Genomic DNA, 25,855 nt, shown 5'->3' on the forward strand with positions numbered 1-25,855 from the left:
ATCAGCGTTCGCGCAGGGCTTCGGTTCTGGCTTTGAGCACCGGCTTGAGCAAGTAGTCGAGCACGCTTTTCTCGCCGGTCACGATGTCTACAGTGGCGATCATGCCGGGAATAATGGTTAAAGGGTGGTCATCACCGCCTAAATGGCTTTTTTCAGTGCGCACTTGAATCAGGTAGAAACTGTTGCCTTCATCATCGGTGATGGTGTCGGCGCTGATCAGTTCCAGATTGGCCTTGAGGCCACCGTAAATGGTGTAGTCGTAGGCGCTGAACTTGACCATGGCCTTCTGTCCCGGATGGAGAAAGGCCACATCCTGTGGGCGCACCTTGGCTTCGATCAGCAGATTGTCGTCCAGCGGTACAATCTCGATCATGTCATTGCCCGGCTGAACCACGCCGCCGATGGTGTTGACCTTGAGTTGCTTAACGATGCCGCGCACCGGTGAAACGACCGTTGTGCGGCTGACGCGGTCATCTATCGCTTCGGTGCTGGCGCTGAGTTTCTTAAGCTCTGTGCGCGCATCATTGAGCTCCTTGAACGCATCGGAGCGAAACGCCAACTCGGACTCGTCCACCTTGCTTTTGATTTCGTTAATCGCCGACTCGGCGCGCGGAATGGCCAGTTTGGTTGCATCCAGCGAGCCACGCATTTCCACCGCTGTGCGGCGCAACCGCAGAATCTCGACCTGCGAGATGGCGCCACTCTTGACCAGCGGCTGTGACATGTTCAGTTCCTGCTGAACCAAACCAAGCCCCGAGCTGTATTGCTGGGCTTTCGAGCGGTACTCGGCCAATTCCTGTTGCTTCTGGCGCAGTTGTTCGCCCAGCGTGCGTTGCTCGCTTTGCAAGCGATCCTGACGGGAGCGGTACAGGCCTTCCTCATCCAGTGCCAGTTGTGGGGCTTTGCTGGCAATTTCTTCTGGCATCTTCAACGGGCGGCCTTCGGCCTCCGCAGTCAGGCGTTCGATCCGGGCGATCAGGGCGAGCCGGTCGGCATCGCTTTCGCCTTTGTTCGAGAGAAAGCGGGTGTCGTCGAGGCGCAGCAGCACGTCGCCTTTCTCGACCACCTGACCTTCACGGACGAATATCTCGCTGACAATGCCGCCTTCAAGGTTCTGGATTACCTGAATCTTGCTTGATGGAATGGCTTTGCCCTGACCGGTAGTCACCTCTTCGAGTATCGCGAACTTGGCCCACACCACGGCTGCAACCAGGCACGCACAGACCACCCAAAGGGTGACGCGTGAAAGCCAGGGCGAATCCTCAAGCATCACGCCCTCGACTTCGGGCATGAACTCGGCGTCTTTCCTGTTCGGCCGCTGGTTGGCGAAATAGCTGCTGTCAGTCGTCATCACCTCACCCCGCAGCCGGGCCAACACGGCCCTTACGCAATGCATCAATCACGGTTTCTTTCGGACCATCGGCAACGATGTGCCCGTTATCCATGACAATCAGTCGCTCAACGAGGCTGAGCATCGACATGCGATGGGTAATCAGCAGCACGGTTTTGTCTTTCGCCCAGCTCATCAGCTTGCCGCGCAGGGCATCTTCGCTGCTGTTATCCATTGCGCTGGTAGGCTCATCCAACACCAGAATTGGCGGGTCGAGGAGCATGGCGCGGGCGATCAAAACGGCCTGGCGCTGGCCACCTGAAAGCAGTTGACCGCGTTCGCCCACGGGGCGGTCAAAGCCTTGCGGGTGCTGTCTGGCCAGTTCGTTGACGCCGGTAAGCTCGGCAACTTCAAGCATCCGCGCATCACTGACATAACGCGCGCCGAGGGTCAGATTGTCGCGCAAACTGCCCGCCAGCAGGGGCAGGTCATGCGAGACGTAACCGATCTGGTGGCGCAGGTCGGCGACATCGAGCTGGCGCAGGTCGAGGTCGTCGAGGAGTATTTGGCCTTCATCCGGGCTGTAAAACGCCATGAGTAATCTGGCCAATGTGCTCTTGCCCGAACCGCTGCGACCGATGATGCCAATCCGCTCGCCCGCAGCCATGCGCAAGCTGACCCCGGCCAGCGCTGGCGTGCTTTGATCCGGGTAACTGAACGTGACGCCCCGCACTTCCAGCGCGCCTTTAAGCTGGGTGCGTTCCAGTGGTCGCTGTTTGGCCTCGCGCTCTTGTGGCAACGCCATCAATGCATCGGTTGAGGTCATGGTCAGGCGGGCTTGCTGGTAGCGCGTGATCAAACTGGCAACCTGGCCGAGTGGTGCCAGCACGCGGCTGCCGAGCATGTAGCAGGCAACCAGGGCGCCGACGCTGAGATTGCCGGCGATAATGCTGTAAACACCAGCGATAATCGTGCTCATGCCGGCGAACTGCTGAAGGAACAACGTGCCGTTGGTGGCCAGCGAGGCCAGAAAACGTGCATGCATGTCGAGACGGGTCAGTGAACCGTGGGTTTTCTCCCACTGATGCTGGCGTTCACTCTCGGCGCCACAGGCCTTGAGGGTTTCCAGCCCGCCGAGGGTTTCGATCAGCAACGCCTGACGTTGTGCGGCCAGCACCAGGCTGCGCTCCACGGTATCGCGCAGACGCACCTGAATGATCCAGGCGAACAGGGCGGTGAGTGGAAACGCCAGCAACGGGATCACCACCAGCCAACCGCCGAGCAGGCCGATAACCGCAATCATCAACAGCGCGAACGGCAAGTCGATCAGGCTGGTCAGGGTAACGGCGGTGAGAAACTCGCGCAGGCCCTGGAAGTCATGAATACTCTGGGCAAAGCCGCCGACGGTGGCCGGTCGCGACTTCATAGACATGCCGGTGATGCGCTCGAACAGCGTGGCGGATAACACGATGTCGGTCTTTTTGCCGGCGGTGTCCAGCAGGTGCGCGCGCAGCACGCGCAGCAACAACTCGAACCCCGCCCCGATCAGCAAGCCAATGGCCAATACCCATAGCGTCGCCGTCGCCTGATTGGGCACCACGCGGTCGTAGGTTTGCATCACAAATAACGGAACCAGTAGCCCCAACACGTTAATCAGCAGACTGGCCAGCACGGCGTCGGCATACAGCCAGCGTGACAGCTTCAAGGTGTCGCGAAACCACGCTGTCACTCTGGGCATCAACGGGTTGCGCGCTTGCTCCAGTTCGTGACGCGGCCGGGCAAACAGCGCTTGGCCGGCGTATTCGTGGGCAAGCTCAGCGCCGTTCACCCATTGTTCGCCGCCGTCGGTTTCGCAGGGGAGAATCAGTGCCTGCTCATTTTCGCCCCAGGCCTTTAGCACGGCACTGCGGCCATCTTTGAGCAGTAACAGCACCGGCAGATTGAGCGCCGAAATCGCGCTCAGCTCGCGGCGTAGCAAGCGTGCCTGCAAACCGGCACGCGCTGCAGCGCGACTGAGTAAATTGGCGGACAAGGTTTGTTGCGGCAGCGGCAGGCCGGCAGTCAGGCTGCCGCGGCTGACTTTGCAATCATGCAGGCGACAGAGAATCAGTAAACCATCAAGCAGCGGATCGTCATGGCTCAGGCGTGGGTCATTAACCGGACTGCTGTGCTCCATATTCGTCACTAGCGACTACTCCTAAACATCTGTCCCTGAGGTTTCAGCGCCATGTGCTGGCCAGTCACGCAACTGAAAAATCCGTGAAACCTGTGTTGCCAGTGGCCACAAGGCCCTGCCCGGAGCAGGGCCTTGTGGTTACTTATTGCAAAGCAGGCAGATGCGCCTCGCTTTTGACTTCGCTCAGCGCAACCGATTCGGCTGGCAGCACCACTTGCTGTTGGCGCAGCAACTGACCGGTGGCAGCCAACACGCGGTACATCGAGTACTCCTCGGTGTAGCGCACATCGGTGTAGCGACGGTTGGCGGTGAACAACTCGTTCTCACTGTCGAGCAAGTCGAGCAGGGTGCGCTGCCCCAAGGTGAATTGCTGCTGATACGCCTCACGAACACTGGCGGTGTATTCGGCATAGTCACGCGCTTTCGGGGTTTGCAGCCGCGCATTTTCCATCGCGTTCCAGGCCAGCGCCGTGTTCTCGTTGATCAGACGCAGGGCATTGTTGCGGATGTCCATAGACTCGTTGATCTGGTGTGAAGAAGACTCCAGACGTGCCTTGTCACGCATGCCGTTGAACAGGTTGTAGTTCATCACAACACCTGCGCGCCACGTGTTGTAGTGGCCGGCGTCGCCCTGAATATTATCGTCAGCAGTGGTTGCCAGTTCAGCATCTACGCGCGGGTAGAACGGCGCCTTGGCGGACTCGTATTGTTTCTCGGCCGCGTTGACATCGGCTTGCGCAGATTTCAGGAACGGGTTGTCCGCCATCATCACCTGGCGTGCAGTTGGCAAGTCAGCCGGCACTTCGCCCTTGACCGACGCCGGTGCAGAGAGCTCATCCGGATAACGGCCCACGGCGCTGAAGAAGTTAGCCTCGGCATCGACCAGGTTGACCTGCTCGGTGTAGAGGTTGTTTTCCGCCAGGGCCAGACGTGCACTGGATTGGTCGAGGTCAGCCGTGCTGCCAACGCCTTGCTGGCTGCGCAGTGAGATCTGGTCGTTGATGCGCTGATGCGCCAACAGGTTGTTCTTGGCCAGCGCCACCATTTCCCGACGTTTCAGTACATCGAGGTAAACCTCGGCGGTGCGCAGGGCCAGGCTCTCGGATGTGCCGCGCACGTAGTAGGCACGTGAGTTGACTACCGCCTGGGTTCGCGCCACTTCATTCGGGGTATTGAACCCGTCGAAGAGCATCTGTCGCAGGCGCAACTCGGTGTTGCTGTAGGTGAGGGTTTCCTTGTTGTGATCGCCGATGATGCGGGTGCTCGGGCTGTCGGTATTTTCACGGCCATAGCCGACGAGTGCATCTACGGTTGGCAAGTAACCGCCCTTGGCAATTTTCACGTCCTCGTCTGACGACAGACGACGGTTCACGCCCGCGCTTATTTCCGGGTGGTTATCGATGGTGCTCTGGATCGCCTCTGACAAAGTCATTGCTTGGACGGGTGAAAAAGTCATGGCCAGAAGCATGCCTGTCCATAGCGGGTTGACTGCACGCATTGGTAATACTCCTTTGCTGTGTGCTCTGATCTTTCCTCTCCGCCAAAAAAATGTCTTTTTAAGGCGGGCGTCGTTTTTGGGTTCTCACTCTAGGCATTGAAGATCATTATTTATGTTGGCACAGAAAAATTTAGCACAAGATTTATGAAAAAATATTCTTATACAAAAAAGCCGACAGAGGACATTGTTACCCCTGAAAGTAGGCGTGGAAGCCGCATCGCGTCTAAGCTTGATGAAAATAGGCCTGAAACAGGCAGTTGTTTACACAGGGCGGGGTTGCAGTTGGGACGGTAGGCAGCAAGGAGGCGACAATAATTTGTCGTTTTTACGAAGGGCCGAATTGCTGTCTTCTCAACCGCTTAGGTGAAGTATCTGTGTTTTGCACTGTTGATGCCTTCTTTAGGAGATACCGGCGAACGCCGGTGGCAGTGAGGAACACGTTATGGCCACTCTGATTGGTAAAGTCACCCAGGTTATTGGTGAGGTTTTCGCCGTTGCAACTGATGGCTCGCGTCGCCCACTGGGTGTGGGTGATCAAGTTTTTGCAGGTGAGCAATTAGTCACGGGCGCATCGGGTGCTGTGGCTGTAGCGATGACCGATGGTCAGCAATTAACCTTGGGGCGTGAGAGTCAGCTCAGCCTGAATGCCCAAATGCTTGGCCAGGGGGACGACAGTCAGGCGCCTCAGGATGCGCCTGTCACGGCGCCAAGTGCTGATGACTTAACAGACGTCGAACAACTATTGGCGGCGATTGAAGCGGGCGCCGACCCCACTCAGGAAGCCGAAGCCACAGCCGCAGGGCCTGGTGGCGCCGGATCGGGTGGCGCTGGCGGTGTAGGGGGCGGCCACAGTTTCGTGCTGCTCGATACCGTCGGGGGGGCGGTTGAGCCGGTTCTGGGCTTTGACACTTCAAATTTCAGCACGGGGCCAGAGTTCCCTAATCCTGAACCCATCGTGATTCCAGTGCCGCCGCTGGTTCAGGAAGCGCCAACTCCGCCAGCGCCTCCAGCAGAGCCTGAAGTGGTTGATTTCCAGCCGGTCGTCAGCGTTATTTATCAGGACGCTGTCGGCAGTATCAGCACCAGCCCGGCTGTGGTTGAGGAGCGTGCATTGGCGGGTGGCAGTAACCCGCAGAGTAATGCCGAACAGGCCAGCGGGCGCTTTCAGGTGGTTTCACCCGATGGCGTAAGTGCGCTTGAGGTGCAGGATGCCAACGGCAACTGGGTGAATGTGACCGCTGGCAATTCGGTGCAGGGCCAATACGGCACTTTGCAGGTGGATGCACAGGGCAATTGGACCTACACCCTGACCGCCGGCGTGCAGCATGGCACACCGGGGGCAACCGGTGCTGATGATCAGATTGGCGAAAGCTTCAATGTGCGGGTTACCGACAACGATGGCGATGTATCGCCGGTGGCGGTGCTCGACGTAAGCATTTATGACGACGGACCGCAGGCTATCAACGACGTTAACAGCGTGGCTGAGGACAGCGTCGCGCCAGTTGTCGGAAATGTGCTGAGTAACGACCAAGTCGGTGCCGACTCACCTGCAAGTTTTGTCGCCTGGCAAAGCACCGCGGCAACCTTTGGCTCCTTCACGCCGACCGCCAACGGTGGTTACAGCTACCTGCTCAATTCGGACAATCCGCTGATTCAGGCGCTCGACACGGGCGAGACGCTGACAGAAACCTTCAGCTACACCATGCAGGATGCGGACGGTGACACCTCGACGGCCATGCTGACGATAACCATCACCGGCACCAACGACATTCCCGTGGTCAGCGTGCCACCGCTTGGTGAAGGCACTAATGCGCAAGTTTATGAGTCCGGACTGGCCAATGGCAGTGACGCCGCTGCCAACAGCGAGTTCACCACCGGCACCTTCACCTTGAGCGATGTTGATGGCCTGGATGATTTGCAAAGCGTGACCATTAACGGCAATACCGTGGCAATCGGCAGCCTGAACAGCGGCTTGAATGTGTTTGTCGGTGAATTCGGCACCCTGACCATTACCGGCTACGACGCGGCGACGGGGCAGGGTACTTATCAGTATCAACTGACTGCACCGACAATCGATGGCGCAGGTATTGAGACCGATACCTTTGTCATCAGCGTATTCGACGGCACTTCGTCGTCGGCGCCGGCCAATATCGTTATCGAAATCATCGATGATGTGCCGACCGCCAACGCCGACACCGGTTCGGTCAAAGAAGGCGCAACGCTCACGGTTAATGCCGCCAATGGCGTACTGGCTAACGATGTTGCCGGTGCTGATGGTTTTGGCTCGTCCAGTGTTGTGGGCGTGCGTGCCGGTTCGGATACAGCTACAGACGCTTCGGGCAATGTCGGCGGTTCCATCACCGGCGCTTACGGCACATTAACTTTGGCAGCTGACGGCTCATACACCTACCACTCAACTGCCAATGGTGTGGGCGCCAATGCGCTGGACGCCAATGCGCTGGATCACTTTGTGTATACCGTGGTTGATGGTGACGGCGATTTGAGCACCACTACGTTGACTATCGACGTGTGCAATTTCACCGTGGTTGGCGGTGTCGGTGGCGAAGCTGATACCAGCGTGCGCGAGGCTGCGCTGGATCTAATTGGCAGTAATCCGGCCAGCAACGATGAAGTGGCCAGCGGCCAACTGACCGGCAGCGGCGGCGCGGGTGGTTATCAGTTCAGCATTGCCGATGGCGTGGGCCAATACGGCACGCTCAGCGTTAACGCCAACGGCCAATATACCTACACACTCACCAGCCCGGTTGATACACCAGCTGGCGATAACGGCAACAATATCCAGGCGCAGGAAACCTTCACCTTCACGGTTACCGATGCCAATGGCAACACCGGCACCGGCACATTGCTGATTGATATCGTCGACGACATTCCAAAGGCCTATGCCGACACTGGCTCGGTGCAGGAAGGCGCAACGCTCACGGTTAATGCTGCCAATGGCGTGCTGGCTAACGATGTTGCCGGAGCCGATGGTTTTGGCTCGTCCAGCGTTGTGGGCGTGCGCGCCGGTTCGGATACAGCTACAGACGCTTCCGGCAATGTTGCCACTTCCATCACCGGCGCATACGGCACATTAACTTTGGCAGCGGACGGCTCATACACCTACCACTCAACCGCCAATGCGCTGGACGCCAGTGCGCAGGATCACTTTGTGTATACCGTGGTTGATGGTGACGGCGATTTGAGCACCACCACTTTGACTATCGATGTGTGCAATTTCACTGTGGTTGGCGAGGTAGCAAGTGGTTCGGATACCAGTGTGCGTGAGGCCGCGCTGGATCTAATTGGCAGTGATCCGACCAGCAATGATGAAGTGGCGAGCGGCCAACTTACTGGCAGCGGCGGCGCGGGTGGTTATCAGTTCAGCATTGCCAATGGTAACGGCAACTTTGGCACCCTGACGGTGGATGCCAGCGGTAATTACACTTACACGCTGACCAGTGCGCCCAAATTGCCGGCCGGTAATAACGGCAATAATATCCAGACGCAGGAAACCTTCAGCTACACCGTGACTGATGCCAACGGCAATACCGGCACCGGTACGCTGGTGATAGAAATTGTCGACGATGTGCCCACTGCGCACGATGACACCGCCTGCGTGGGCGCCGAACGTGGCCTCGATTACAACGCGGTGTTTGTGCTCGATTTCAGCGGCAGCATCAGCAACAGCGAGCTCAATGTGATGATGCAAGCTGTGCGAGCGGCAGGGCAGAAGCTGTTTGATGGCACCAATGGCGATGTCAGCATTCAACTCGTGGCCTTTTCGGGCACCGCAAAGTCGTATGCGGCGGTGAGCAATTTTGCCGACCTTTCGCACCTTATCGACACGCTCAATCCGGCTGATGGCGGTACCCGGCCATACAGTGGCAATACCGACTTTACGGCTGCAATCAAAGAGACCATGGCTGTATTCGAGCCTGTGGTGGGTGCCAGCAATCAGGTGTTCTTCATCAGCGATGGCAACCCCAATGAGCAGACCGGTAATAACTCTTCGTTGACCAACGCCACGGCGGCGCAATGGAGCAATTTCGTTAATGGCAATAACATCAACGTGACCGCAGTCGGTGTGGGCGGCGGTATCGACAATGCCCGCTTGCAGGACATCGATGTGGACGGTCAGGGTGCGCCGATCCAGGTCGCCAATTTTGAAGATCTGGTCGAGTCACTGCTGCAGGTCGTCACCGGTGGCAGTGTTCAGGGCAATGTGCTCAAGGGCGATGACAATGCTGTGGGCGGCGGCGATGACGATGTATTTGGCGCCGATGGCGGCCGCATTCTGTCTATTTCGGCGGATGGCCAAACCTACACGCTCAATGGCACGACTATTCAGACTGCTGCCAGCGCTTCGCAATACAGCTGGGATGCGAGCACCAAGCTGTTGACCCTCAATACGGACACTGGCGTTCTCAAGTTCTATATGGCGGATTCCAGTGGCCATGCGGCGGGTGACTATCAGTTCCAGGCGCACAGCGGTTTGGATTTTGGCGCCAGTGGCCAGCTCAATGAGGTCTTTACCTACACGCTGATCGACAACGACGGCGATACGGACTCGGCCAATCTGACCATCTGCATCGACGGGCCGGAGATTTCAGCGCTGGTGGTGGGCAGCAATGCCAGCGATCAGGGTAACTCCGCGGTTGAGCACACCGTGCCGAATCCGCAAGATGCCGACCGCGCCGGTGAGATCATGGGCACCTACGGCAAGGATGTTCTGCTGGGGGATGTCGGCGGCGTTAACAGCAACTTTACACCGGGCAAAAACTACAACATCGCGCTGATCCTCGACCGCTCGGGGAGCATGGCGGATGCTTCCGGTACGCCTGGGTTGAGCCGCCTGGCGCTGGCCAAGGATGCACTGACCTCGCTGGCCAATCAGTTAGCCGGGCATAGCGGTGTGGTCAACGTGCGGCTGATTCCGTTCGGTGAAACGGCCTCTAATGGTTACACCATAAATGGCCTCAACTCGACCAATGTCGTGACCTTGATTGCTGCAATCAACGGCCTGACAGCCAGCGGCGGCACTAACTATGAGTCGGCATTCAAGGCCACGGTCAACTGGTTCAATGACCAGGTCAATGGTGGAAAAGACGCGGCGCATGGCTTCGAGCAGCTGACGTTCTTCCTCACTGACGGCAACCCGACGTTGTACCTCAACGGCAGCGGCAACACTGCTGGTAGCGGCAGCAACACGGGATACAACGAGTTGAGCCAGTCGGTTGATGCGGTGCAGGCGCTGGTTGCCGGCACGGGGAGCGATGCGGTGCAAATGCACGCCATTGGGATTGGTGATGGCGTGAGCGCCGACTTCCTCAAGTTTTTCGACAATACCCCGTTGACCGGGAACACGCTCGGACAGGGCGCTTACGACTTCCCGAATGACAATAAGCCGCCTGTCACCGGCCAGACCGGCGACCCGACAATCGTTAATACCGCCGATGAGCTGCATGCGGCGCTGGTCGAAGGCAGCACCACCACAACGCTTGCGGCGGTGGGAGCCGATCATCTGATTGGCGGACAGGGCGACGACATCATCTTTGGCGATGTCATCAATACCGACAGCCTGGCGTGGGCCGGGAATGCAGCGGGCACGCATGACGGCGCCGGTTATCAGGGCTTGCTCGATTACCTGACGGCAACCACCGGCACCGCGACGCTGGATCAGGTCAAAGCCTACATCGAAGCCAATGCAACGTCCCTGAACGTGGCGGGTGATACCCGTGGCGCCGGTGACTTGCTTGATGGGGGCGCGGGCAATGACTGGCTGTTCGGCCAGGGCGGCGATGATGTATTGATCGGTGGAGTAGGCAACGACCACTTATACGGTGGCACGGGCGCCGATACCTTTGTCTGGAATGCCGCCGATCGCGGCGGAAATTATCACGATGTGGTGCATGACTTTAATGTGGCCGATGGCGACAAGCTGAATTTGTCGGCCTTGCTCGATGGCGTCGATCCCAATGCCGGTGTCGATGTGCTGAGTCAGTACCTGAGCGTAGATACCAGCAATGGCGTAGACACGCTGGTCAATGTGTCCAGCAGTGGCCATGTGCAGGATACGGCTGCGGTGGATCAAACCATCACGCTGGCTAACACGGTGTTGTCCGGCGGCGACAGTGCGTCGATTATCCAGGGCATGCTGGATAACAACACGCTGGTGAGCTAGAGCGGTTGGCTGCGTAATATTTCAGTCGAATCGCTGGACTGCGACTAAAATAAAATCACCCGTCTCTGATGTTGGAGACGGGTTTTTTTATGACTGCTGCAGAGGAGCTCCAATGGTTTTCGTTCAGCGCGATGGGCACAACAGAATTATCCGGGTTGATGGCGAGCCTTTCAGTGCCATGACACAACCCATGCAAGAGGATGACCCGGAGGTAATAGCATTCCGAGCGAGCAACTCACTGAGTGATCGCTTGCTGGATCTGCAGCGCTCCGACCTCGAAATGGTGCGGGTGGTTGAAGACTTGGTGACCGTATTGGTCAGCAAGGGTGTGATCCGCTACACCGACTTGCCCGAAGCTGCCCAGAGAAAACTCAGCATGCGCGAAGAAACCCGGGCCAAGCTGAATGACCTCACCGGCCTGCTGGGCAGCGACGAAGAGCATTTCCCCTAGTCGCAGCTTGCAGTAACAGTGCGTTTGCGCAGCCGAATGGGCTCACGGCTGGGCAAGCGCACCTGATCTTTTAATCCTCCGGCCACGGCGCGGGCGCACCAATCAGGCGACCCATCGCGCCATCAATGCCCAACTCTTTCAGCGCGGCCAGTTCACCCTCGGTTTCAACCATCTCGGCGATCAATGGCAAGTCGATGCTATTCGAGGCGCGGAACAATGCTTCGATGAACAGGCGCTTATCCGCTTCCTGGTCGATTGAACGGATGTAGCTGCCGTCTATTTTCAGGTAATCGAGGCCCAGATGCGTGAGGTTGCCGATAAGGCTGAAACGCCCTCCGAAGTGTTGCAGGCCCAGCTTGTAACCGGTTTCGCGGATGCGCAGGCTTAGCGTTTCCAACTCAGCGGCGGGGGGCAGATAACGCTCATCCAATTCCAGCGTCATCAGTGCGCCGTGCTGCGGATGCTCTTTGAGTACTTTAATGAGCTGCGCAAAGCTTTCCTCGTCGCGCAACGTCGCAGCGGCCAAACTCAGCGCCAGCGGCAGCGGATGTTTGGCCAGATGCTCAAGGCTGTGCTCGAGCATTGCCAGATCGAAGCGGGCAGCCCAGCCCAAACGGTCAATCCAGGGCAGGAAACGGCCCGCTGCAATTGCCTCGCCTTGTGGGTCGAGCAAGCGTGCCAGAACCTTTTGGTGCATGACCTGAGTCGTGTCGTCGCAAGGCGCCACGGGCTGGAAGTAGAGCTGGAGCTTGCCCTCATTGAGCGCTGCATCAATCCAGTTGCGCCACTCATGCAGGCCTTGCTCGGGGGCAACATTAAAGTCGTCCAGCCGCGCCCAGCACTGTTCCGGATTGCTCTGCGCTTGCGCCAAAGCCTGATCGGCACGGCCAATCACGTCACGCACCTCCTCGCCGGGACGGAATGCGGCAATGCCGATATGGGCAACCGGTTTACAGTCACTGGCGCCGGTCTGGCGCAAGCTTTCGAGTTGCTCGCTGAGTTCCTGAGCCAACCGGTCGCAATCTTCTGCACTCAGGCCGGGCGCAAGCAGCGTGAATTCCCCGCCACGGCTGCGCGAGGCCAGCCAGCCCGTGGAGTTTCTGTTCTCGATGTCACGGGACAATTGAATGCCGATACTTTTAATCAACGCATCGGTCTTCTGGCCGCCCAAGCGCTGGTTGAGCCCGCCGAGATCATTGACCCGCAAGAACATCAGATAACCGTCAGTGTTCTGCTCATTGGCTGACAATTGATTGGCCAGGCGAATATCAAACAGGCGGCGATTGGCCAGGCCTGTGAGGCTGTCCTGATACGCCTCTTCGCGTAACTTTTCACTGCGCGCCGCCTCCTCGGCAAACAAGGTTTTGAGCTTTTCGACCATCTGGTTCATGGCCAGCACCACACGCTTGAGTTCCGGCGTGCGTGGCACTTTTTGCAGGCTCATGAATTCACGTCGGGTAATGGCTTCGGCCTGCTGCACCATATTGTCGAGCGGACGCAGTTGTGAGCGCAGCAGCCAGCCGCCGAGCAAGGCGCTGACAACTCCGCAGCCGAGCAACCAGAGCAGGCTGCCGATGGCGCTGTCCCAGAGTTTATTGATGGCAAACTGCGGATGGCTGAGTACCTCGACCCGCGCCGCCTGTTCCCAACCGCGCATGATCAATGCATCGCCCGGCTGAGGTTGCAGATCGACCATGTCGACAAACCAGCCCGGTACATTCTCGGGCGTGGTGGTGGTGCGCCGCTCTACGATGGTCTTGTTGTCGGCGATGTTGACCACACGGATCTGCGCGAAATAGCCGCTGTCGAAAATCGAGCTGACCATCAACTCAATCATCGCCGGATCATCGACATGCGGGGTCATCGACAGGCCAAGGGCCGTGGCGGCGTCTTGCGCATGCGAGCGTAACTGGCTGAGCAACTGCTCGCGCGAGCTCTCCATGCTGCTGATGAAACTGCCGGTAAACGCAACAATCAAAAACAGGCAGATGGCGATGAATAGCTGTTTGAGTAAGGACATTAAATTCTCCTAGCCTTCGCCTATGGCGAATCCTTCCGCGCGCATTTTTTTAAGCAAGTCCTGCCAGCGCGATAGTTTCTTGGTGTCACTCTTACGCGTGTTGGAACCCGCCACATACAGGCCTTCTGCGTTAAAGGCGTATACCGGAAGCAGGTCTTTGCGTTGTGAGGCGGGGCGTATTTGGCCAATCAGGTTGTCCAGCACCAACGGCTCGCTGGTGGGCGTTGCGTAGTAGGTGAGAACCATGTGCGCCTGATTCTGGCGCAGGGCTTTTACGTAGGTGATGCGCAGCTTTTCGGCGGGCATGCCAAGGCGGCGCAAGGTGAAATACTTGGCGATTGAATAGTCTTCGCAGTCGCCCGCACCTTTGACCAGAGACTCGACCGGCGTGGCCCAATAATCGGCCTGACGCCAGTTGCGCTGATCATCGCTGAAGCGCAACTGCTTGTTGAAAAAGCCATTTACGACCTTGAGTTTTTCCGTGTCGGGCAGGTCGGTGCTGGCGTTGATCAGGCTGTCCCAACTCTTGATCCGCTGCTCTGCAACGCCGAGATTGCCGTAGCGGCTTTCGGCGTTCTTGAGGATCAGGGCAAAGTCCCAGTTTGCCACCGCAGCAGCATAGGCCAGGAGCAGGCTTGCGCCTATCCATAGCTGGCCTCGCACCTGGCGGCCTGGCACTTTGTGCATGAAGAGTTTCCCTACGTTTGATCCTGGCAAGTCTAGGCACTGTTGTGCCGGTTCGCAGGCGCGCAAGGCGATTATTTACAGGAATTTAGAGCGCTAAAGGTTGGCGCGGGTTTTTTGCCGCAGAATGTAGAGGGTTACCAGCACCGCGCTGGTGAGCATGAAGGTGCGCGCCCAGAACAGCGGCACCAGATAGCAGGAAAAACCAATGCTCAGCCACATCAGGCTGATGGCGTAGATTTTACCCTTGAGCGGAATGCCCTCGCCGTCGAGATAGTCGCGAATCCACGGGCCGAGGTGCGGGTGACCGGTCAGCCATAAATAGAAGCGCTCTGAGCTGCGGATGAAACAGGCAGCGGCAAGCAGCAAGAAGGGCGTGGTCGGCAGCACCGGCAGGAATATTCCGATGACCCCAAGCGCTACGCTCAGCCAGCCAAGGGCCAGCAGAGCGTAACGAACCAGCGGATTGCGATTAAGCTTGGGCGCCTGCGCCATCGTGGCGATCAGTGATGGCGGGGTTTGAGCAGGGCTGGCTTCTCATCGGGTGCGTTGCACAGCAGGAACAGGGCGGTCAGCAGTTCCGGGATTTGCTCGGCCATGCTATCGACCAGGTCGCGGTCCTGAGCCATTTCGTCGAATTCAGGCTGCTCGTCGAACAGGCCGGAAGCGACCATGATTGGCAGCAGCAACTCGCTGACTTCATCTTCCGAATCTTCAAACCAGACCGACTCACGCAGGAATACGCCTTCCATGAAACCGATGCACCAGCCGCGCAGCTCGGATTCGTCCGGGTCGTCGCCAAGGTCAAGATCGCACGGCATTTCAGGCTCATCGTCACTCGCCAACTGACGGGCGATGTGCGCGCGCAACTGGATCAGCGTGGATTCGATTTCTTCACGCTCGGCATCGTCGCGATATTGCGGCGTTTCGGAGAACAGGGCGTCGATCCATTCGCGCTCCGGAACAAGCTCCGGGCAAATGGAGATTGCCGTGAGGTAACCATGAGCTGCGACGTAGTCCAGAGCTTCTTCATGCAGATCATCGGCATCGAGGAAGGCTTGCAGGCGGGACAGTTGCTCGGCGAAGGACATCGGGGGGCTACCTTGAAGAAGTAAACGAGGCTGAATTCTAGTCTACAGCGGGCGCTGCGGCCATAGGCGCGGATCAATGTGCACGTGATTACAGATCAAAAACCAGCTGGCGACTCACATGAGTATAATGCGCGGTTAGATTTGGAGGCCTTTGATGCTTGAAAACGCGCAGCGCATATTAAAAGACGTATTTGGCTATGACAGCTTTCGGGGCCGCCAGGCTGCGATTATCGAGCGAGTAGCCAATGGCGGCGACGCGCTGGTGCTGATGCCGACCGGCGGCGGCAAGTCGCTGTGCTTTCAGGTGCCTGCGCTGCTGCGCGAAGGCCTCGCCGTGGTGGTTTCGCCGCTGATTGCATTGATGGACGATCAGGTCGCCACGCTCGATGAGCTGGGTGTTGCCGCCGTTGCATTGAACTCGACACTGAGTGCCGATCAGCAGCGCGACATTGCCGAACGCATTCGCCGGCGTGAAATCAAGATGCTCTATCTGGCGCCTGAGCGTCTCGTGCAGCCGCGCATGTTGAGCTTCTTGCAGCGCCTGGATATTGCCCTGTTTGCCATCGACGAGGCGCACTGCGTGTCGCAATGGGGTCACGATTTTCGGCCGGAATACCTGCAACTGGGCCAGTTGGCCGAGTTGTTTCCCGAGGTGCCGCGTATTGCCCTTACGGCAACTGCCGACATGCGCACACGCGAGGAGATCATCGAGCGCTTGCATTTACAGCGCGCCGAACGCTTTCTTTCAAGTTTCGACCGGCCCAATATTTTTTACCGGATCGTGCCCAAAGAGCAGCCGCGCAAGCAGCTGTTGGGATTTTTGAGCGCGCGTAAAGGTGACGCCGGCATCGTCTATTGCCTGTCGCGTAAAAAAGTCGATGAAGTGGCCGCGTTTCTGTCTGAGCAAGGTTTTCCGGCGTTGCCTTATCACGCCGGCTTGCCCAGTGAGTTACGCGCCTACCATCAAAAACGCTTCCTTAATGAGGAAGGCTTGATCATGGTCGCGACCATCGCGTTCGGCATGGGCATCGACAAACCCAACGTGCGCTTTGTCGCCCACCTCGATTTGCCCAAGTCGCTGGAAGCCTATTATCAGGAAACCGGCCGCGCCGGTCGTGATGGTTTACCCGCCGATGCGTGGATGGCTTACGGCCTGCAGGACGTGTTGCTGCTCAAGCAAATGCTCAACAACTCCGAGGGCGATGAGCGGCACAAGCGCGTTGAGCAACACAAGCTCGATGCGATGCTCGCCCTGTGTGAGGAAACCCGTTGCCGGCGTCAGGCGCTGCTGGCCTATTTTGACGAAGTTCTCGAAAAGCCCTGCGGGCATTGCGATAACTGCACCGATGGCGTTCAGACCTGGGATGCGACAGAGCCCGCGCGCCAGGCGTTGTCAGCCATTTATCGCAGTGGTCAGCGTTATGGGGTCGGCCATTTAGTCGACATGCTGCTGGGGCGCGATAACGAGCGGATGCGCAAGGAAGGCCATCAGCACTTGTCGGTGTTTGGTGTGGGCAAGGCGCTCAGCGAAGGCGAGTGGCGCTCGCTGTTTCGACAACTGGTCGCACGCGGGCTGGCTGACGTAGACCTCGAAGGCTACGGCGGGCTGCGGTTGTCCGAGAGTTGCCGGCCATTATTGCGCGGAGAGGTCAATTTGCAGCTGCGCCGCGATCTGAAGCCGCAGCAGAGTGCCAAGGCTTCAAGCAGTGCCGCCAGCCAACTGGTGCGCGGTGATGAGCGTGAGCAGTGGGAAGCGTTGCGCGCCTTGCGCCGCAAACTGGCTGAAGAGCACGGCGTGCCGCCTTATGTCATCTTCCCGGATGCGACGCTACTGGAAATGCTGCGCAGCAAGCCGAGCACTCTGCCGGAAATGGCGCAGGTCAGTGGCGTTGGCGCGCGTAAGCTTGAGCGTTATGGTGAGGCCTTCCTGCAAGTGCTGGGCGGCGGTGAAGAGGCGCCGAGAGCAGTTGTCGATTTGCGGCACGAGTTGATCAGCCTGGCTTGCGCCGGGATGACGCCGGCCCAGATTGCCAATCAGTTGCAGTGTTCACAGAAAAACGTTTACAGCATGTTGGCCGATGCATTGGCCGCTCAGCAGATTTCGCTGGATCAGGCGCTCGATTTGCCGGAAGACCTGCTACTCGAGATTCAGGACGCGTTCCTCGATGGCGAGGGCGAGTTACCGGCGGTCTCAGAGGTGTCGGAGCAATTTGCCAAGCGGGTGGATGAGGGCGTTTTGTATTGCGTGCGTGCGGCCTTGCAAGCGGAGTTTCAGCTCTAGGCCATTGGCCCTTACATACAAACTAATAATTGACGCCAGTATCGCGTCTTGTGGCTGGTGGCTTCGGGCCACTAGACTGCTGGCTGGAGATACATATGCCGAGGGAATTGTGGCTTCTGAAGAGATTGGTCTGGACGACGTCCTGCACAGTCCGTACACCCAGCAATTGGTTGCAGGCTTTCGCATGCTGCGTTTTTCGCCCGTGCTCGAGGGCGAATACCGCCAGTACCTGTTAGAGGAAAGCGTCGATCTCAAGCGCGTTGCACTCTTTCTGGGCATCATCTTGTGGACCAGCTTTACCTTTCTCGATATTGCCCTCGCTGCGCCGGGCAATCTGTGGGCGACTCTGTTATTGCGCATGGCAGTGCTGAGCCCGCTACTGTTGACTGTCTGGTTGGTGCATACGCGAACTCATCTGCCGTTACTGCAGGTGATGTCGCATGTATGTATCCTCTCGCTCGGTATCGGCGGAGTCATGATTATTGGCAATGCCCATCAATCCCAGCCTAATTTCCCCTATGAAGGCTTGTTTCTGGTGTGCATGGCGGCCTATTTTCTGGTCGGTTTCAGGCTCAGCGAAGCGTTGGTGTGCTCGACCACCATCATGATCGTTTACCTGTTTGTTGAGCTCTGGGTGCAGTTGCCAACGCACCAGTTGATCAACAATTTCGTGTTCATGGCCAACGCCAATCTGATCGGCGCAGTGGGTTGCTACCTGCTGGAATTCAAATCACGCGAACACTTCCTGACCAAGCGAGTGCTGAGCTTGCAGGCCGAGCAGGACAGTCTTACCGGGCTGGACAACCGGCGCAGTCTTGGGCGTATCTTCACGCGGTTGTGGCGACAGGCCAGGCGCGAGTCCTATCCGATCAGCATGCTTTTGTGTGATTTGGACTTCTTCAAGCAATACAACGACTCCTATGGGCACCAGGCTGGCGATGAGGTGCTGGTGCGGGTGGCGTCGATTCTCAATGAATTGGCACGCCGGCCACTCGATGTTGCGGTGCGTTTTGGTGGCGAGGAGTTTGTGTTGATTTACTACAATCTTACGGAAGCAGAGGCGGTGCAACGGGCTGAATTGCTTTGCCACACCTTGCGCCGCGTCAACATAGAACACGGCACGTCCGCTGCAACCTCGCGGGTGAGTGTTTCGATCGGCGTGGCGATGATCCAGCCACACTTGAATGAACACTTCAGTGACCTCTACAAGCGCGCCGATGATGCCTTGTACAAGGCCAAGGAGCAGGGGCGAAACCGGGTTGTTTGCAGTTGCCCATGCTGAAGAGGTTGGGACGCCAGCACAGCTTGTAAAATACTGTTTGATTCAGAGGCTTGCGCACTTTAAAAGGTTATGATTAGCTTGCTAATAATTGCTATTTCATACTTATAAGAGTTGCTACCGATGTCGTTGTCTGATCAACACCGTTTTGCCATGCAAGTTGCCCAGTTATCCCGCTCCTGGCGGGCTGAGCTCGATCGCCGATTGGCCGGGCTTGGCTTGTCGCAGGCGCGCTGGCTGGTTTTATTGCACCTGGCCCGCTTTGATGAGCTGCCGACCCAGCGCCAGCTTGCGCAAAGCGTAGGTGTTGAAGGCCCAACCCTGGCCCGCCTGCTGGACGGTCTTGAGGCGCAGGGACTTGTCAGTCGTCAGGCAGTTCCGGAAGATCGCCGCGCCAAGAAAATCGCCCTGAGCCCTCAAGCCCAGCCGCTGATTACTGAAATTGAAGCCATCTCCACTCAACTGCGTCTTGAACTGTTCTCGGGCATCAGTGAAGAAGAACTCAGTTGCTGTCAGCGCGTGCACGCACAGATTCTGAGTAATCTGGAAAAGCGGTGAGTCTGCAAAGTCTCGATGCGTTGCATGAGCGTTACGGCAAGCACTATCCCCGTTGGCTTTTAAGCCTGTTGATGATCAGCACCATGGCGATGGTGCTGGCATCGACCAGCATCAACGTTGCCTTGCCGGCACTCATGCACGACCTGGATATCGGCCGGCCACTGGCGCAGTGGTTGTCTACCGGTTTTCTAGCCGCCATGACCGCCGGTTTGTTACTCAGCGCCTGGTCATTGGGCCGGTTTGGTGCGCGGCGGACCTCACAATTTGGCCTGTTGGTCTTCATTCTTTCATCTTTATTGGCTCTGATCAGTGACTCGGCCTGGCAGCTGATTGCCTTGCGCATTGTTCAGGGGCTCTGCGCCGGGATCATCCAGCCACTGGCCATGGTTCTGATTTTTCGGGTGTATGCCGGTGCCGGCAGGGGCATGGCGCTTGGCATTTATGGGCTGGGCATCATGCTGGCGCCCACCGTGGGCCCGACAGTAGGCGGCTATCTCACTGATGTTTTTGGCTGGGTGGCGGTCTTCTGGTTGCCGCTGCCGCTGTGTTTCATCGGGCTGCTGGGTGCGGGCTGGCTGATGCCTAACACGCGTGAAGCGCAGCCGCCCACGTGCGATGTATGGGCCTTTATGCTGTTATGCGTGGCGCTTTTTGCGTTGCTGGGCGCGCTGGCGGAAGCGCAACGCTTCGTCTGGAGTGCGCCGCGTGTCTACGTGCCTGGGCTGATTGGCGGCTTGGCGTTGCTGGGTTTTGTTCAGCGTTGTCGGAAACAGGCGCGGCCATTACTGCCGGTGCAACTGTGGCGTTACAGGGGTTACCGCAACGCTTGCTGGGTGGCCGTTACGCTGGGCGTCGGGCTTTACGGTTCCACCTATCTTATCCCCTTGTACCTGCAAACTGTCGAAGGCTATAGCGCCGGGCGTGCCGGCTTGTTGCTGTTGCCGACAGGGGCAGTGCTCGGGCTGGCCTCGTTTGCCGGCGGCTGGTTGAGCGACCGGATCAGCGCCGCGGTGCTGTTGGTGACAGGTTTGCTGTTGTTTGCCGTGTCGAGCGCCGCCTTCGGTGTGCTTGCCAGCGGTACTTCCTTTGCCGTGTTGTGCTTCTGGGCGTGTGTCGGGCGTATCGGCTTCGGCCTCATTCTTCCGGCCTTGAATACCGGTGCGCTGGATATTCTCAACCCGCAAGAACTGGCGCAGGGCGCGGGGACCATCACCTTTATGCGGCAGTTGGGTGGCGCATTCGGGGTGAATCTACTGACCTTCTTTGTTGAATGGCGACATGCAGCCGGTGGCGGCGATGCGCTGGCTGAGGCGACTGCTTTTCAACAGAGCTTCGTAGTGTTGGCAGCGGTATTCGCCCTTACCGTACTGGCCGCGATGAAAGTTCAAGTGTCGAGTCGATAACTCAACAAAAGTCCTGTAATTACCTAAGAATTAACGCTAATTAGTGGTTACTGGCGATATGCCTTGTCTGCGAGTTTGTCTATACTGAGACCCAGTTCACGCGGCTGTGAGCTCGATAAAACAAGGGGTGCACGGAAGCGCATCCCAACAAAAAATGTATTCACCGCTCTAATTCGTAGTTCTCAGGATGAGCAAGCCCAGTGGGTAATAGCGATGGAGTTTTGAGCGGGGCAGAGGGAGGCACGGATGATTCAAGTTCGCCATTTATTAATTGGCCTTGCGTCCAGTTCAGCGTTTTATTCAGGATTCACACCGGCGTTGGGGCTGGGTGAGATAAGCCTGCACTCTGCATTGAATCAGCCACTGAATGCGGACATTCAGTTGCATGACGTCAGGGACCTGACGTCGGCCGAGTTCAATATCAAACTGGCATCGACCGATGTCTTTGATCGCGCGGGTGTTGAGCGCTTCATCTTCCTCAATGACTTGCGATTTACGCCAGTACTCAAAGGCAATAACAGCATCATCCGGGTGACATCCAGTCAGCCTGTTCGCGAACCCTATCTGAATTTTATCGTTGAGGTCTCAAGGCCCAACGGTCAATTGCTGCGCGAGTACACCGTGCTGCTTGATCCGCCGGGTACATCGGCATATCGCAGCACAGCCTCTGTTCCCGCCGCACCCAACTATGCCCCTCGTCCTGTTGCCAAAGTAAACACGACACCGGTATTCAAAGCACCGCCGGTAATGCCGAGCACCGAGCTGGGTAAACAGTACACGGTGGCCAGTGGCGACAGCTTGTGGAAAATTGCCGGCAAAATGCGCGGAGCCGACGGTGATATCAATCAACATACGTTGATGCGCGATATTTTTGCCCTCAACCCGCAGGCGTTTAGTAACGGCAATCCGGATCGTTTGATAGCCGGTGCCAATCTGACTCTGCCTGACCGCGTTAGCGTGCCGGGTAGCAATAACAGCCCGGCGTCTGAGCAGAATCTCGCTGAAAGCGATGCGAGTGGCCAATCTTCGGCAGATGCACCTGTGGCAGGCATTCCTGCGGCAGACGAATCTTCTATTGCAGAGCCAGCGTTAACAAATGCCACTGCAGACACAGCCGCCGCTGGTACTGCGCCTGCACAAACCTCGACCGCCGCCACTAACAGCGCTGCCGATCAAACGTCGCTGGCTTCGGCTGATACGACAGGCGCGCAAGGTGAGCAACCAGTGGTTGCAACTGATGCGGATGTGAGTATCGAGCAATTGGCTGCGCAGCAGAATCGGGTCGAGCAGGAGCTGGCCAATCGTTCTGAAGAAAACCTGCAAATGCAGCAAGGTCTGGCTGATCTGCAAGTTCAGTTGGAACAGTTGCAAGCGCAAGTGCTCGACAAGGATGAGCAGTTGGCTGCCTTGCAAGCACAGCTGAGCGCCAAAAATGCCGCAAGGGCTACCCAGACCAGTTGGTTCTCGCAGAATAATCTGCTGTACACCGGGCTGGGTGGGCTTTTATTGCTGTTGCTGGCCGCATTCGGCTGGTCGCGGCGCAAGCCAACCGAGCCGGTAACGGTGGTCAACGCCAATACGCAGGCAGTCGATCCTCTGGAAAGCTCAGCGCCGCAACTGCGTCCAGTCGCGGCAGTGAACAATGCCCCGGAGGCGAAACTCGATCCGCTGGAAGGTGCCAATCTGTATATCGCTTACGGGCGCCTGCCTGAGGCTGAATCCGCCTTGCGTCAGGCGCTGGATGAGGAGCCGCAGCGCACCGATTTGCGTTTCCGCCTGCTGGAAGTGTTGGCCCAGATGGGCAGCGTCAAGGCCTTTGCAGCAGAAGAGGCCATCTTGCGCGGCAAGGGCTTTGATGCCGAACGCATCGACGCGCTGAAAGCCGGCATGACCCCTGAGCCTGAGTTTGAAGATGTGCTGGACGTGGACTTGGTTGCGCCTTTGCCGGTAGAGGATAAAGCCGCGCCTGCTGAGCAGGTCGATAACTTCAAGCTCAACCTGGATGAATTGTCGCTCGACGATGACTGGGATCAGATCAGCCCGTTCGATGACAAGCCGGCAGAAAAGCCGACTGCCGGGAAGAAGCCAGCGGCGGACAGCGATTTCTCCATGGGTTTGGATGCACGCAGCCCATTCGCCGAGCCAATGCTGGTCGAAGAGGATGACTGGTTGGAGACGCCGACAGGTGAGCAGGGTTTTGAGTTGGATGAAGAAATCAACTTTGACGACCTGCTCGATGCCGATACCCAGCCAACCAATGTTGCCAAACTCAATCAGGCGCTGGCTTATATTGAGCAAGGCAGTTTCGACAGTGCCTGCGAGATTCTTCGTGAGTTGATCCACGGTGGCGATGAACTGGTGAAGAAAGAAGCTCGCGCTTTGCTTGATAAAATTGCCTGACCCCGCCTCAAGGCTGTGCAGCTCCCCGCTGCGCAGCCTTGGTGGTTAGCCGCTTTGTACGGCTATTTCGACAGACCGCAGATGCGTTATCCTGACGTTTTTGCCGGTGCCTGAATCATGTCTCCAGCCAAGCCAGAAGTTGTCATTACCTACTGCACGCAGTGTCAGTGGCTGCTGCGCGCCGCGTGGCTGGCGCAGGAACTGCTGTCGACATTCAGTGATGAATTGGCAAGGGTCAGTCTTGAGCCGGCTACGGGCGGGACGTTTCGGATCACTTGTAATGGCGTGCTGATCTGGGAGCGCAAGGTCGATGGCGGATTTCCTGAAGCCAAGGTGCTCAAGCAGCGCGTGCGCGATGTCATCGACCCAACTCGGGATCTGGGCCATAACGACCGCTAAGCGTTGCGCGGGGCTAGTGCTTAGCGGGTTCCTTTAGCGGGCCATTCGCGCCGAGGCAAAAATTGCCAGAATGATCAGTGCACCGCCAATACACATGCGCAGTGTCGGTTGCTCGGCGAACAACAGCCAGGCAAATGCGATGCCGTAAACCGGCTCCATGGCAAAGATCACTGCCGTGGTGCGCGCCTTCAATACGCGCAGGCTGGCAACAAACAGGCTGTGCGCAAGGCCGGTGCAAAATATGCCGAGCATGGCCAGCCAGAACCAACTGATCGCGCTGAGGTTGGGCAGTTGCTGCCAGGTAAAGGGCAGCAGGCAGATGAGAACCGTGAAGTTCTGATACAGCGCGGCCTTGACCGGGTCCAGGCCTTTTGTGCTTGCCCGGTTAAGAAGTGACAACAGCGCAAACAGCAGGCCTGAAAGTACCGCCCAAAGCAGCCCCTCGGTTGCCTCGTTGGCAAGGTCGAAGCTGGGTGTTACCAGTGCCAGACCGACACACACCAGCGCGACCATGAGAAACTCGCTGGGCCGCGTGCGCTCCCTGAACAGAATACCTTCGAGCAATACGGTAAATGCCGGGAAGCTGGCAAAGCCCAGCGTTGCAATCGCCACGCCGGAGACATTGACCGCTTGGAAAAAACTCACCCAATGCCCGCCCAGCAGTAGCCCGCCAAGCGCGAGCAGACCGAGTTGCCTGAGTGAGGGATGTTGTCCACGAGACTGCTTGAACAGCTGTGCAAACAGAGCCAGCGCCAGCACGGCAAAAATTGCCCGCCCGGAACTGATTGCCATTGGCGTGGTGTTCGCTAACTTACCGAAAATGCCCGACAAACCGAAGAGCAGGGCGCCCAGATGAATCGCCCACAATGCCTTGCGCTCGTTCATGCCAGTCGTGCGCCATTTGCCAGCGGCCTGTCGAACCCGGCAAGCACGACGCGCTGTTGATCGTCATACACGCCAGTCACTAAAACTTCGGAGCGAACTCCGGCGACGCGTTTGGCGGCGAAGTTACACACGCACAAAACCTGACGGCCGATAAGCTGGTCGGCTTGATAGTGCGCGGTAATTTGCGCGCTGGAAGTCTTGATGCCCAGCTCGCCCAGATCAACCTGCAGCACGAAGGCGGGCTTGAGGGCTTTGCTATTTGGCTGCGCCGAGATGATGGTGCCGACCCGCAAATCGATCCGTTGAAAATCTTCCCACTGTATTTCCTGCATAACGCCTCCAGCCTCAAGTGGCTCTAGTGTAGGTGGCGGGGCGTGGGATTGTCTGTCGCGAAAGTCGCGCGGTTTGTCGCGTTACTCGCGCAGGCGGCGTAATTGTCGGGGCGTCATACCGCAGTGGCGCGAGAGGGCGGCGGTGAAAGCGCTTTGCGAGCTGTAACCGGTTTGTTCGGCCACTTCATGCACAGGCAACTGGGTGCTGATGAGTAATTGGCGGCCCTGTTGCAGACGCCGTTGGCGCACAAAATCCATCGGCGTGATGCTGTTTTCGGCGAGAAAACGTGCATGAAAGCGCGCCGTTGATAAGCCGCTGATGCGCGCCAGGTCATGAACTTGCAGCGGGTGCGCAAGATGCTGGTCGATGTAGGCGGTGATTGCCGCCATGGGCAAGCCGTGCGGCTCGCTGCGCACTTCGGCAGTCAGGCTGGCCAGCAGCAAGATGGTGCCTTGCTCGGCAATCAGCGGATCGTTGATCGGGCTGTTGGCCAGCCAGTTGATCAATTGACCCTGACGTGCGCTTAGGGCGCAGGTGCGGTTCTGTTCGAGCAAGCTGCGACTGGCATCAGCATGCCTGCCAAGACGTTGCGTCAGCCAGGACTCTGAGGGCACATCAAGGACCAGGCAATCACTGCCTTGCGGGCTGCCACACGCATGTACAGCGCTGGGCGGAATCACGGCCATCATTTGCGGCGCCATCAGGCTCTCTTGTCCGGCGACTTCGAGTTGCAGGTCGCCGCGCAGGGCAAACACCACTTGCGAGTGCTCGTGGCTATGGCTGAGCAACTCCTGATCGTAATGACGCAATGTGAGTAGGGACATGAGCAAATCTCTCGGCAGAAGCGCCAGTTTATCAGGGCTGTAGTGCCGTTGGGCGGTTTTGC

At 57.9% G+C, this 25,855-nt stretch carries 18 protein-coding genes; 8 read left to right on the forward strand and 10 right to left on the reverse strand.

Features of this window, described 5'->3' with window-relative positions:
* Window position 1: 1 nt before the first annotated feature.
* The 3 genes from FEZ62_RS03865 to FEZ62_RS03875 form a co-directional block, all read right to left on the reverse strand.
* The gene (locus FEZ62_RS03865) at window positions 2–1,351 is read right to left on the reverse strand and encodes an HlyD family type I secretion periplasmic adaptor subunit (protein ID WP_150548919.1); all 1,350 of its coding nucleotides are present in this window, start codon (window positions 1,349–1,351) and stop codon (window positions 2–4) included.
* 4 nt (window positions 1,352–1,355) lie between these two features.
* Window positions 1,356–3,506 (reverse strand): type I secretion system permease/ATPase, encoded by a 2,151-nt coding sequence (locus tag FEZ62_RS03870; RefSeq protein WP_172927073.1) that lies wholly within the window; start codon window positions 3,504–3,506, stop codon window positions 1,356–1,358.
* A gap of 142 nt (window positions 3,507–3,648) precedes the next feature.
* Window positions 3,649–5,004, reverse strand: coding sequence for a TolC family outer membrane protein (locus tag FEZ62_RS03875; RefSeq protein WP_172926865.1), 1,356 nt, complete (start codon window positions 5,002–5,004; stop codon window positions 3,649–3,651).
* Between the two features lie 442 nt (window positions 5,005–5,446).
* Here FEZ62_RS03875 and FEZ62_RS03880 point away from each other — a divergent pair, with 442 nt between their 5' ends.
* Window positions 5,447–11,185: a retention module-containing protein gene (locus FEZ62_RS03880; RefSeq protein WP_172926866.1), complete on the forward strand. Its 5,739-nt coding sequence runs from the start codon at window positions 5,447–5,449 to the stop codon at window positions 11,183–11,185.
* Window positions 11,186–11,297: 112 nt separating this feature from the next.
* A complete protein-coding gene (locus FEZ62_RS03885) occupies window positions 11,298–11,636 on the forward strand; it encodes a tryptophan synthase subunit beta (RefSeq protein ID WP_150548921.1) in 339 nt (112 codons plus the stop codon).
* A gap of 70 nt (window positions 11,637–11,706) precedes the next feature.
* Here the strand turns inward: FEZ62_RS03885 and lapD are convergent, their stop codons facing one another.
* From lapD to FEZ62_RS03905, 4 genes are all read right to left on the reverse strand, one after another.
* Window positions 11,707–13,656, reverse strand: a complete 1,950-nt coding sequence (gene lapD, locus FEZ62_RS03890; protein ID WP_172926867.1) for a cyclic di-GMP receptor LapD — start codon at window positions 13,654–13,656, stop codon at window positions 11,707–11,709.
* A gap of 9 nt (window positions 13,657–13,665) precedes the next feature.
* Window positions 13,666–14,343, reverse strand: a complete 678-nt coding sequence (lapG, locus tag FEZ62_RS03895) for a cysteine protease LapG (protein WP_069901845.1) — start codon at window positions 14,341–14,343, stop codon at window positions 13,666–13,668.
* Window positions 14,344–14,436: 93 nt separating this feature from the next.
* Window positions 14,437–14,835 (reverse strand): YbaN family protein, encoded by a 399-nt coding sequence (locus FEZ62_RS03900; RefSeq protein ID WP_172926868.1) that lies wholly within the window; start codon window positions 14,833–14,835, stop codon window positions 14,437–14,439.
* 8 nt (window positions 14,836–14,843) lie between these two features.
* A complete protein-coding gene (locus FEZ62_RS03905; protein ID WP_069901847.1) occupies window positions 14,844–15,431 on the reverse strand; it encodes a YecA family protein in 588 nt (195 codons plus the stop codon).
* A 154-nt stretch (window positions 15,432–15,585) separates the two neighbouring features.
* Between FEZ62_RS03905 and recQ the strand changes: the two genes are divergently transcribed.
* The 6 genes from recQ to FEZ62_RS03935 all read left to right on the forward strand — a co-directional run bounded on the left by recQ (window position 15,586) and on the right by FEZ62_RS03935 (window position 23,751).
* Window positions 15,586–17,712 (forward strand): DNA helicase RecQ, encoded by a 2,127-nt coding sequence (gene recQ, locus FEZ62_RS03910; RefSeq protein WP_172926869.1) that lies wholly within the window; start codon window positions 15,586–15,588, stop codon window positions 17,710–17,712.
* A 109-nt stretch (window positions 17,713–17,821) separates the two neighbouring features.
* Window positions 17,822–18,994, forward strand: a complete 1,173-nt coding sequence (locus tag FEZ62_RS03915; RefSeq protein ID WP_345940424.1) for a GGDEF domain-containing protein — start codon at window positions 17,822–17,824, stop codon at window positions 18,992–18,994.
* A 120-nt stretch (window positions 18,995–19,114) separates the two neighbouring features.
* Entirely contained in the window at window positions 19,115–19,549 is a 435-nt protein-coding gene (locus FEZ62_RS03920) for a MarR family transcriptional regulator (RefSeq protein ID WP_069901849.1), read from the forward strand.
* Window positions 19,546–20,952, forward strand: a complete 1,407-nt coding sequence (locus FEZ62_RS03925; protein WP_345940425.1) for a DHA2 family efflux MFS transporter permease subunit — start codon at window positions 19,546–19,548, stop codon at window positions 20,950–20,952. The genes FEZ62_RS03920 and FEZ62_RS03925 overlap by 4 nt, the downstream gene beginning before the upstream one ends.
* 246 nt (window positions 20,953–21,198) lie before the next feature.
* Window positions 21,199–23,352: a FimV/HubP family polar landmark protein gene (locus FEZ62_RS03930; RefSeq protein ID WP_172926870.1), complete on the forward strand. Its 2,154-nt coding sequence runs from the start codon at window positions 21,199–21,201 to the stop codon at window positions 23,350–23,352.
* Between the two features lie 117 nt (window positions 23,353–23,469).
* The gene (locus tag FEZ62_RS03935; RefSeq protein WP_069901851.1) at window positions 23,470–23,751 is read left to right on the forward strand and encodes a SelT/SelW/SelH family protein; all 282 of its coding nucleotides are present in this window, start codon (window positions 23,470–23,472) and stop codon (window positions 23,749–23,751) included.
* 33 nt (window positions 23,752–23,784) lie between these two features.
* Here FEZ62_RS03935 and FEZ62_RS03940 read toward each other — a convergent pair whose 3' ends face one another.
* The 3 genes from FEZ62_RS03940 to FEZ62_RS03950 form a co-directional block, all read right to left on the reverse strand.
* A complete protein-coding gene (locus tag FEZ62_RS03940; protein WP_172926871.1) occupies window positions 23,785–24,636 on the reverse strand; it encodes an EamA family transporter in 852 nt (283 codons plus the stop codon).
* Window positions 24,633–24,968: a tRNA-binding protein gene (locus tag FEZ62_RS03945; RefSeq protein WP_172926872.1), complete on the reverse strand. Its 336-nt coding sequence runs from the start codon at window positions 24,966–24,968 to the stop codon at window positions 24,633–24,635. The genes FEZ62_RS03940 and FEZ62_RS03945 overlap by 4 nt, the downstream gene beginning before the upstream one ends.
* An 81-nt stretch (window positions 24,969–25,049) precedes the next feature.
* Window positions 25,050–25,793: an AraC family transcriptional regulator gene (locus FEZ62_RS03950; RefSeq protein ID WP_172926873.1), complete on the reverse strand. Its 744-nt coding sequence runs from the start codon at window positions 25,791–25,793 to the stop codon at window positions 25,050–25,052.
* Between the last annotated feature and the right edge of the window lie 62 nt (window positions 25,794–25,855).

The organism is Pseudomonas sp. MS19 (assembly GCF_013277615.1).
In the GTDB taxonomy this organism is placed as follows: Bacteria; Pseudomonadota; Gammaproteobacteria; order Pseudomonadales; family Pseudomonadaceae; genus Aquipseudomonas; species Aquipseudomonas marincola.

Bases quoted from the DNA above. Each gene is read 5' to 3' on its own strand.
- FEZ62_RS03905 (WP_069901847.1), bottom strand. From the start codon at position 15,431: ATGTCCTTCGCCGAGCAACTGTCCCGCCTGCAAGCCTTCCTCGATGCC.
- FEZ62_RS03940 (WP_172926871.1), bottom strand. From the start codon at position 24,636: ATGAACGAGCGCAAGGCATTGTGGGCGATTCATCTGGGCGCCCTGCTC.
- FEZ62_RS03900 (WP_172926868.1), bottom strand. From the start codon at position 14,835: ATGGCGCAGGCGCCCAAGCTTAATCGCAATCCGCTGGTTCGTTACGCT.
- lapG (WP_069901845.1), bottom strand. From the start codon at position 14,343: ATGCACAAAGTGCCAGGCCGCCAGGTGCGAGGCCAGCTATGGATAGGC.
- FEZ62_RS03945 (WP_172926872.1), bottom strand. From the start codon at position 24,968: ATGCAGGAAATACAGTGGGAAGATTTTCAACGGATCGATTTGCGGGTC.
- lapD (WP_172926867.1), bottom strand. From the start codon at position 13,656: ATGTCCTTACTCAAACAGCTATTCATCGCCATCTGCCTGTTTTTGATT.
- FEZ62_RS03885 (WP_150548921.1), top strand. From the start codon at position 11,298: ATGGTTTTCGTTCAGCGCGATGGGCACAACAGAATTATCCGGGTTGAT.
- FEZ62_RS03950 (WP_172926873.1), bottom strand. From the start codon at position 25,793: ATGTCCCTACTCACATTGCGTCATTACGATCAGGAGTTGCTCAGCCAT.
- FEZ62_RS03920 (WP_069901849.1), top strand. From the start codon at position 19,115: ATGTCGTTGTCTGATCAACACCGTTTTGCCATGCAAGTTGCCCAGTTA.
- FEZ62_RS03870 (WP_172927073.1), bottom strand. From the start codon at position 3,506: ATGGAGCACAGCAGTCCGGTTAATGACCCACGCCTGAGCCATGACGAT.
- recQ (WP_172926869.1), top strand. From the start codon at position 15,586: ATGCTTGAAAACGCGCAGCGCATATTAAAAGACGTATTTGGCTATGAC.
- FEZ62_RS03930 (WP_172926870.1), top strand. From the start codon at position 21,199: ATGATTCAAGTTCGCCATTTATTAATTGGCCTTGCGTCCAGTTCAGCG.
- FEZ62_RS03875 (WP_172926865.1), bottom strand. From the start codon at position 5,004: ATGCGTGCAGTCAACCCGCTATGGACAGGCATGCTTCTGGCCATGACT.
- FEZ62_RS03880 (WP_172926866.1), top strand. From the start codon at position 5,447: ATGGCCACTCTGATTGGTAAAGTCACCCAGGTTATTGGTGAGGTTTTC.
- FEZ62_RS03935 (WP_069901851.1), top strand. From the start codon at position 23,470: ATGTCTCCAGCCAAGCCAGAAGTTGTCATTACCTACTGCACGCAGTGT.
- FEZ62_RS03865 (WP_150548919.1), bottom strand. From the start codon at position 1,351: ATGACGACTGACAGCAGCTATTTCGCCAACCAGCGGCCGAACAGGAAA.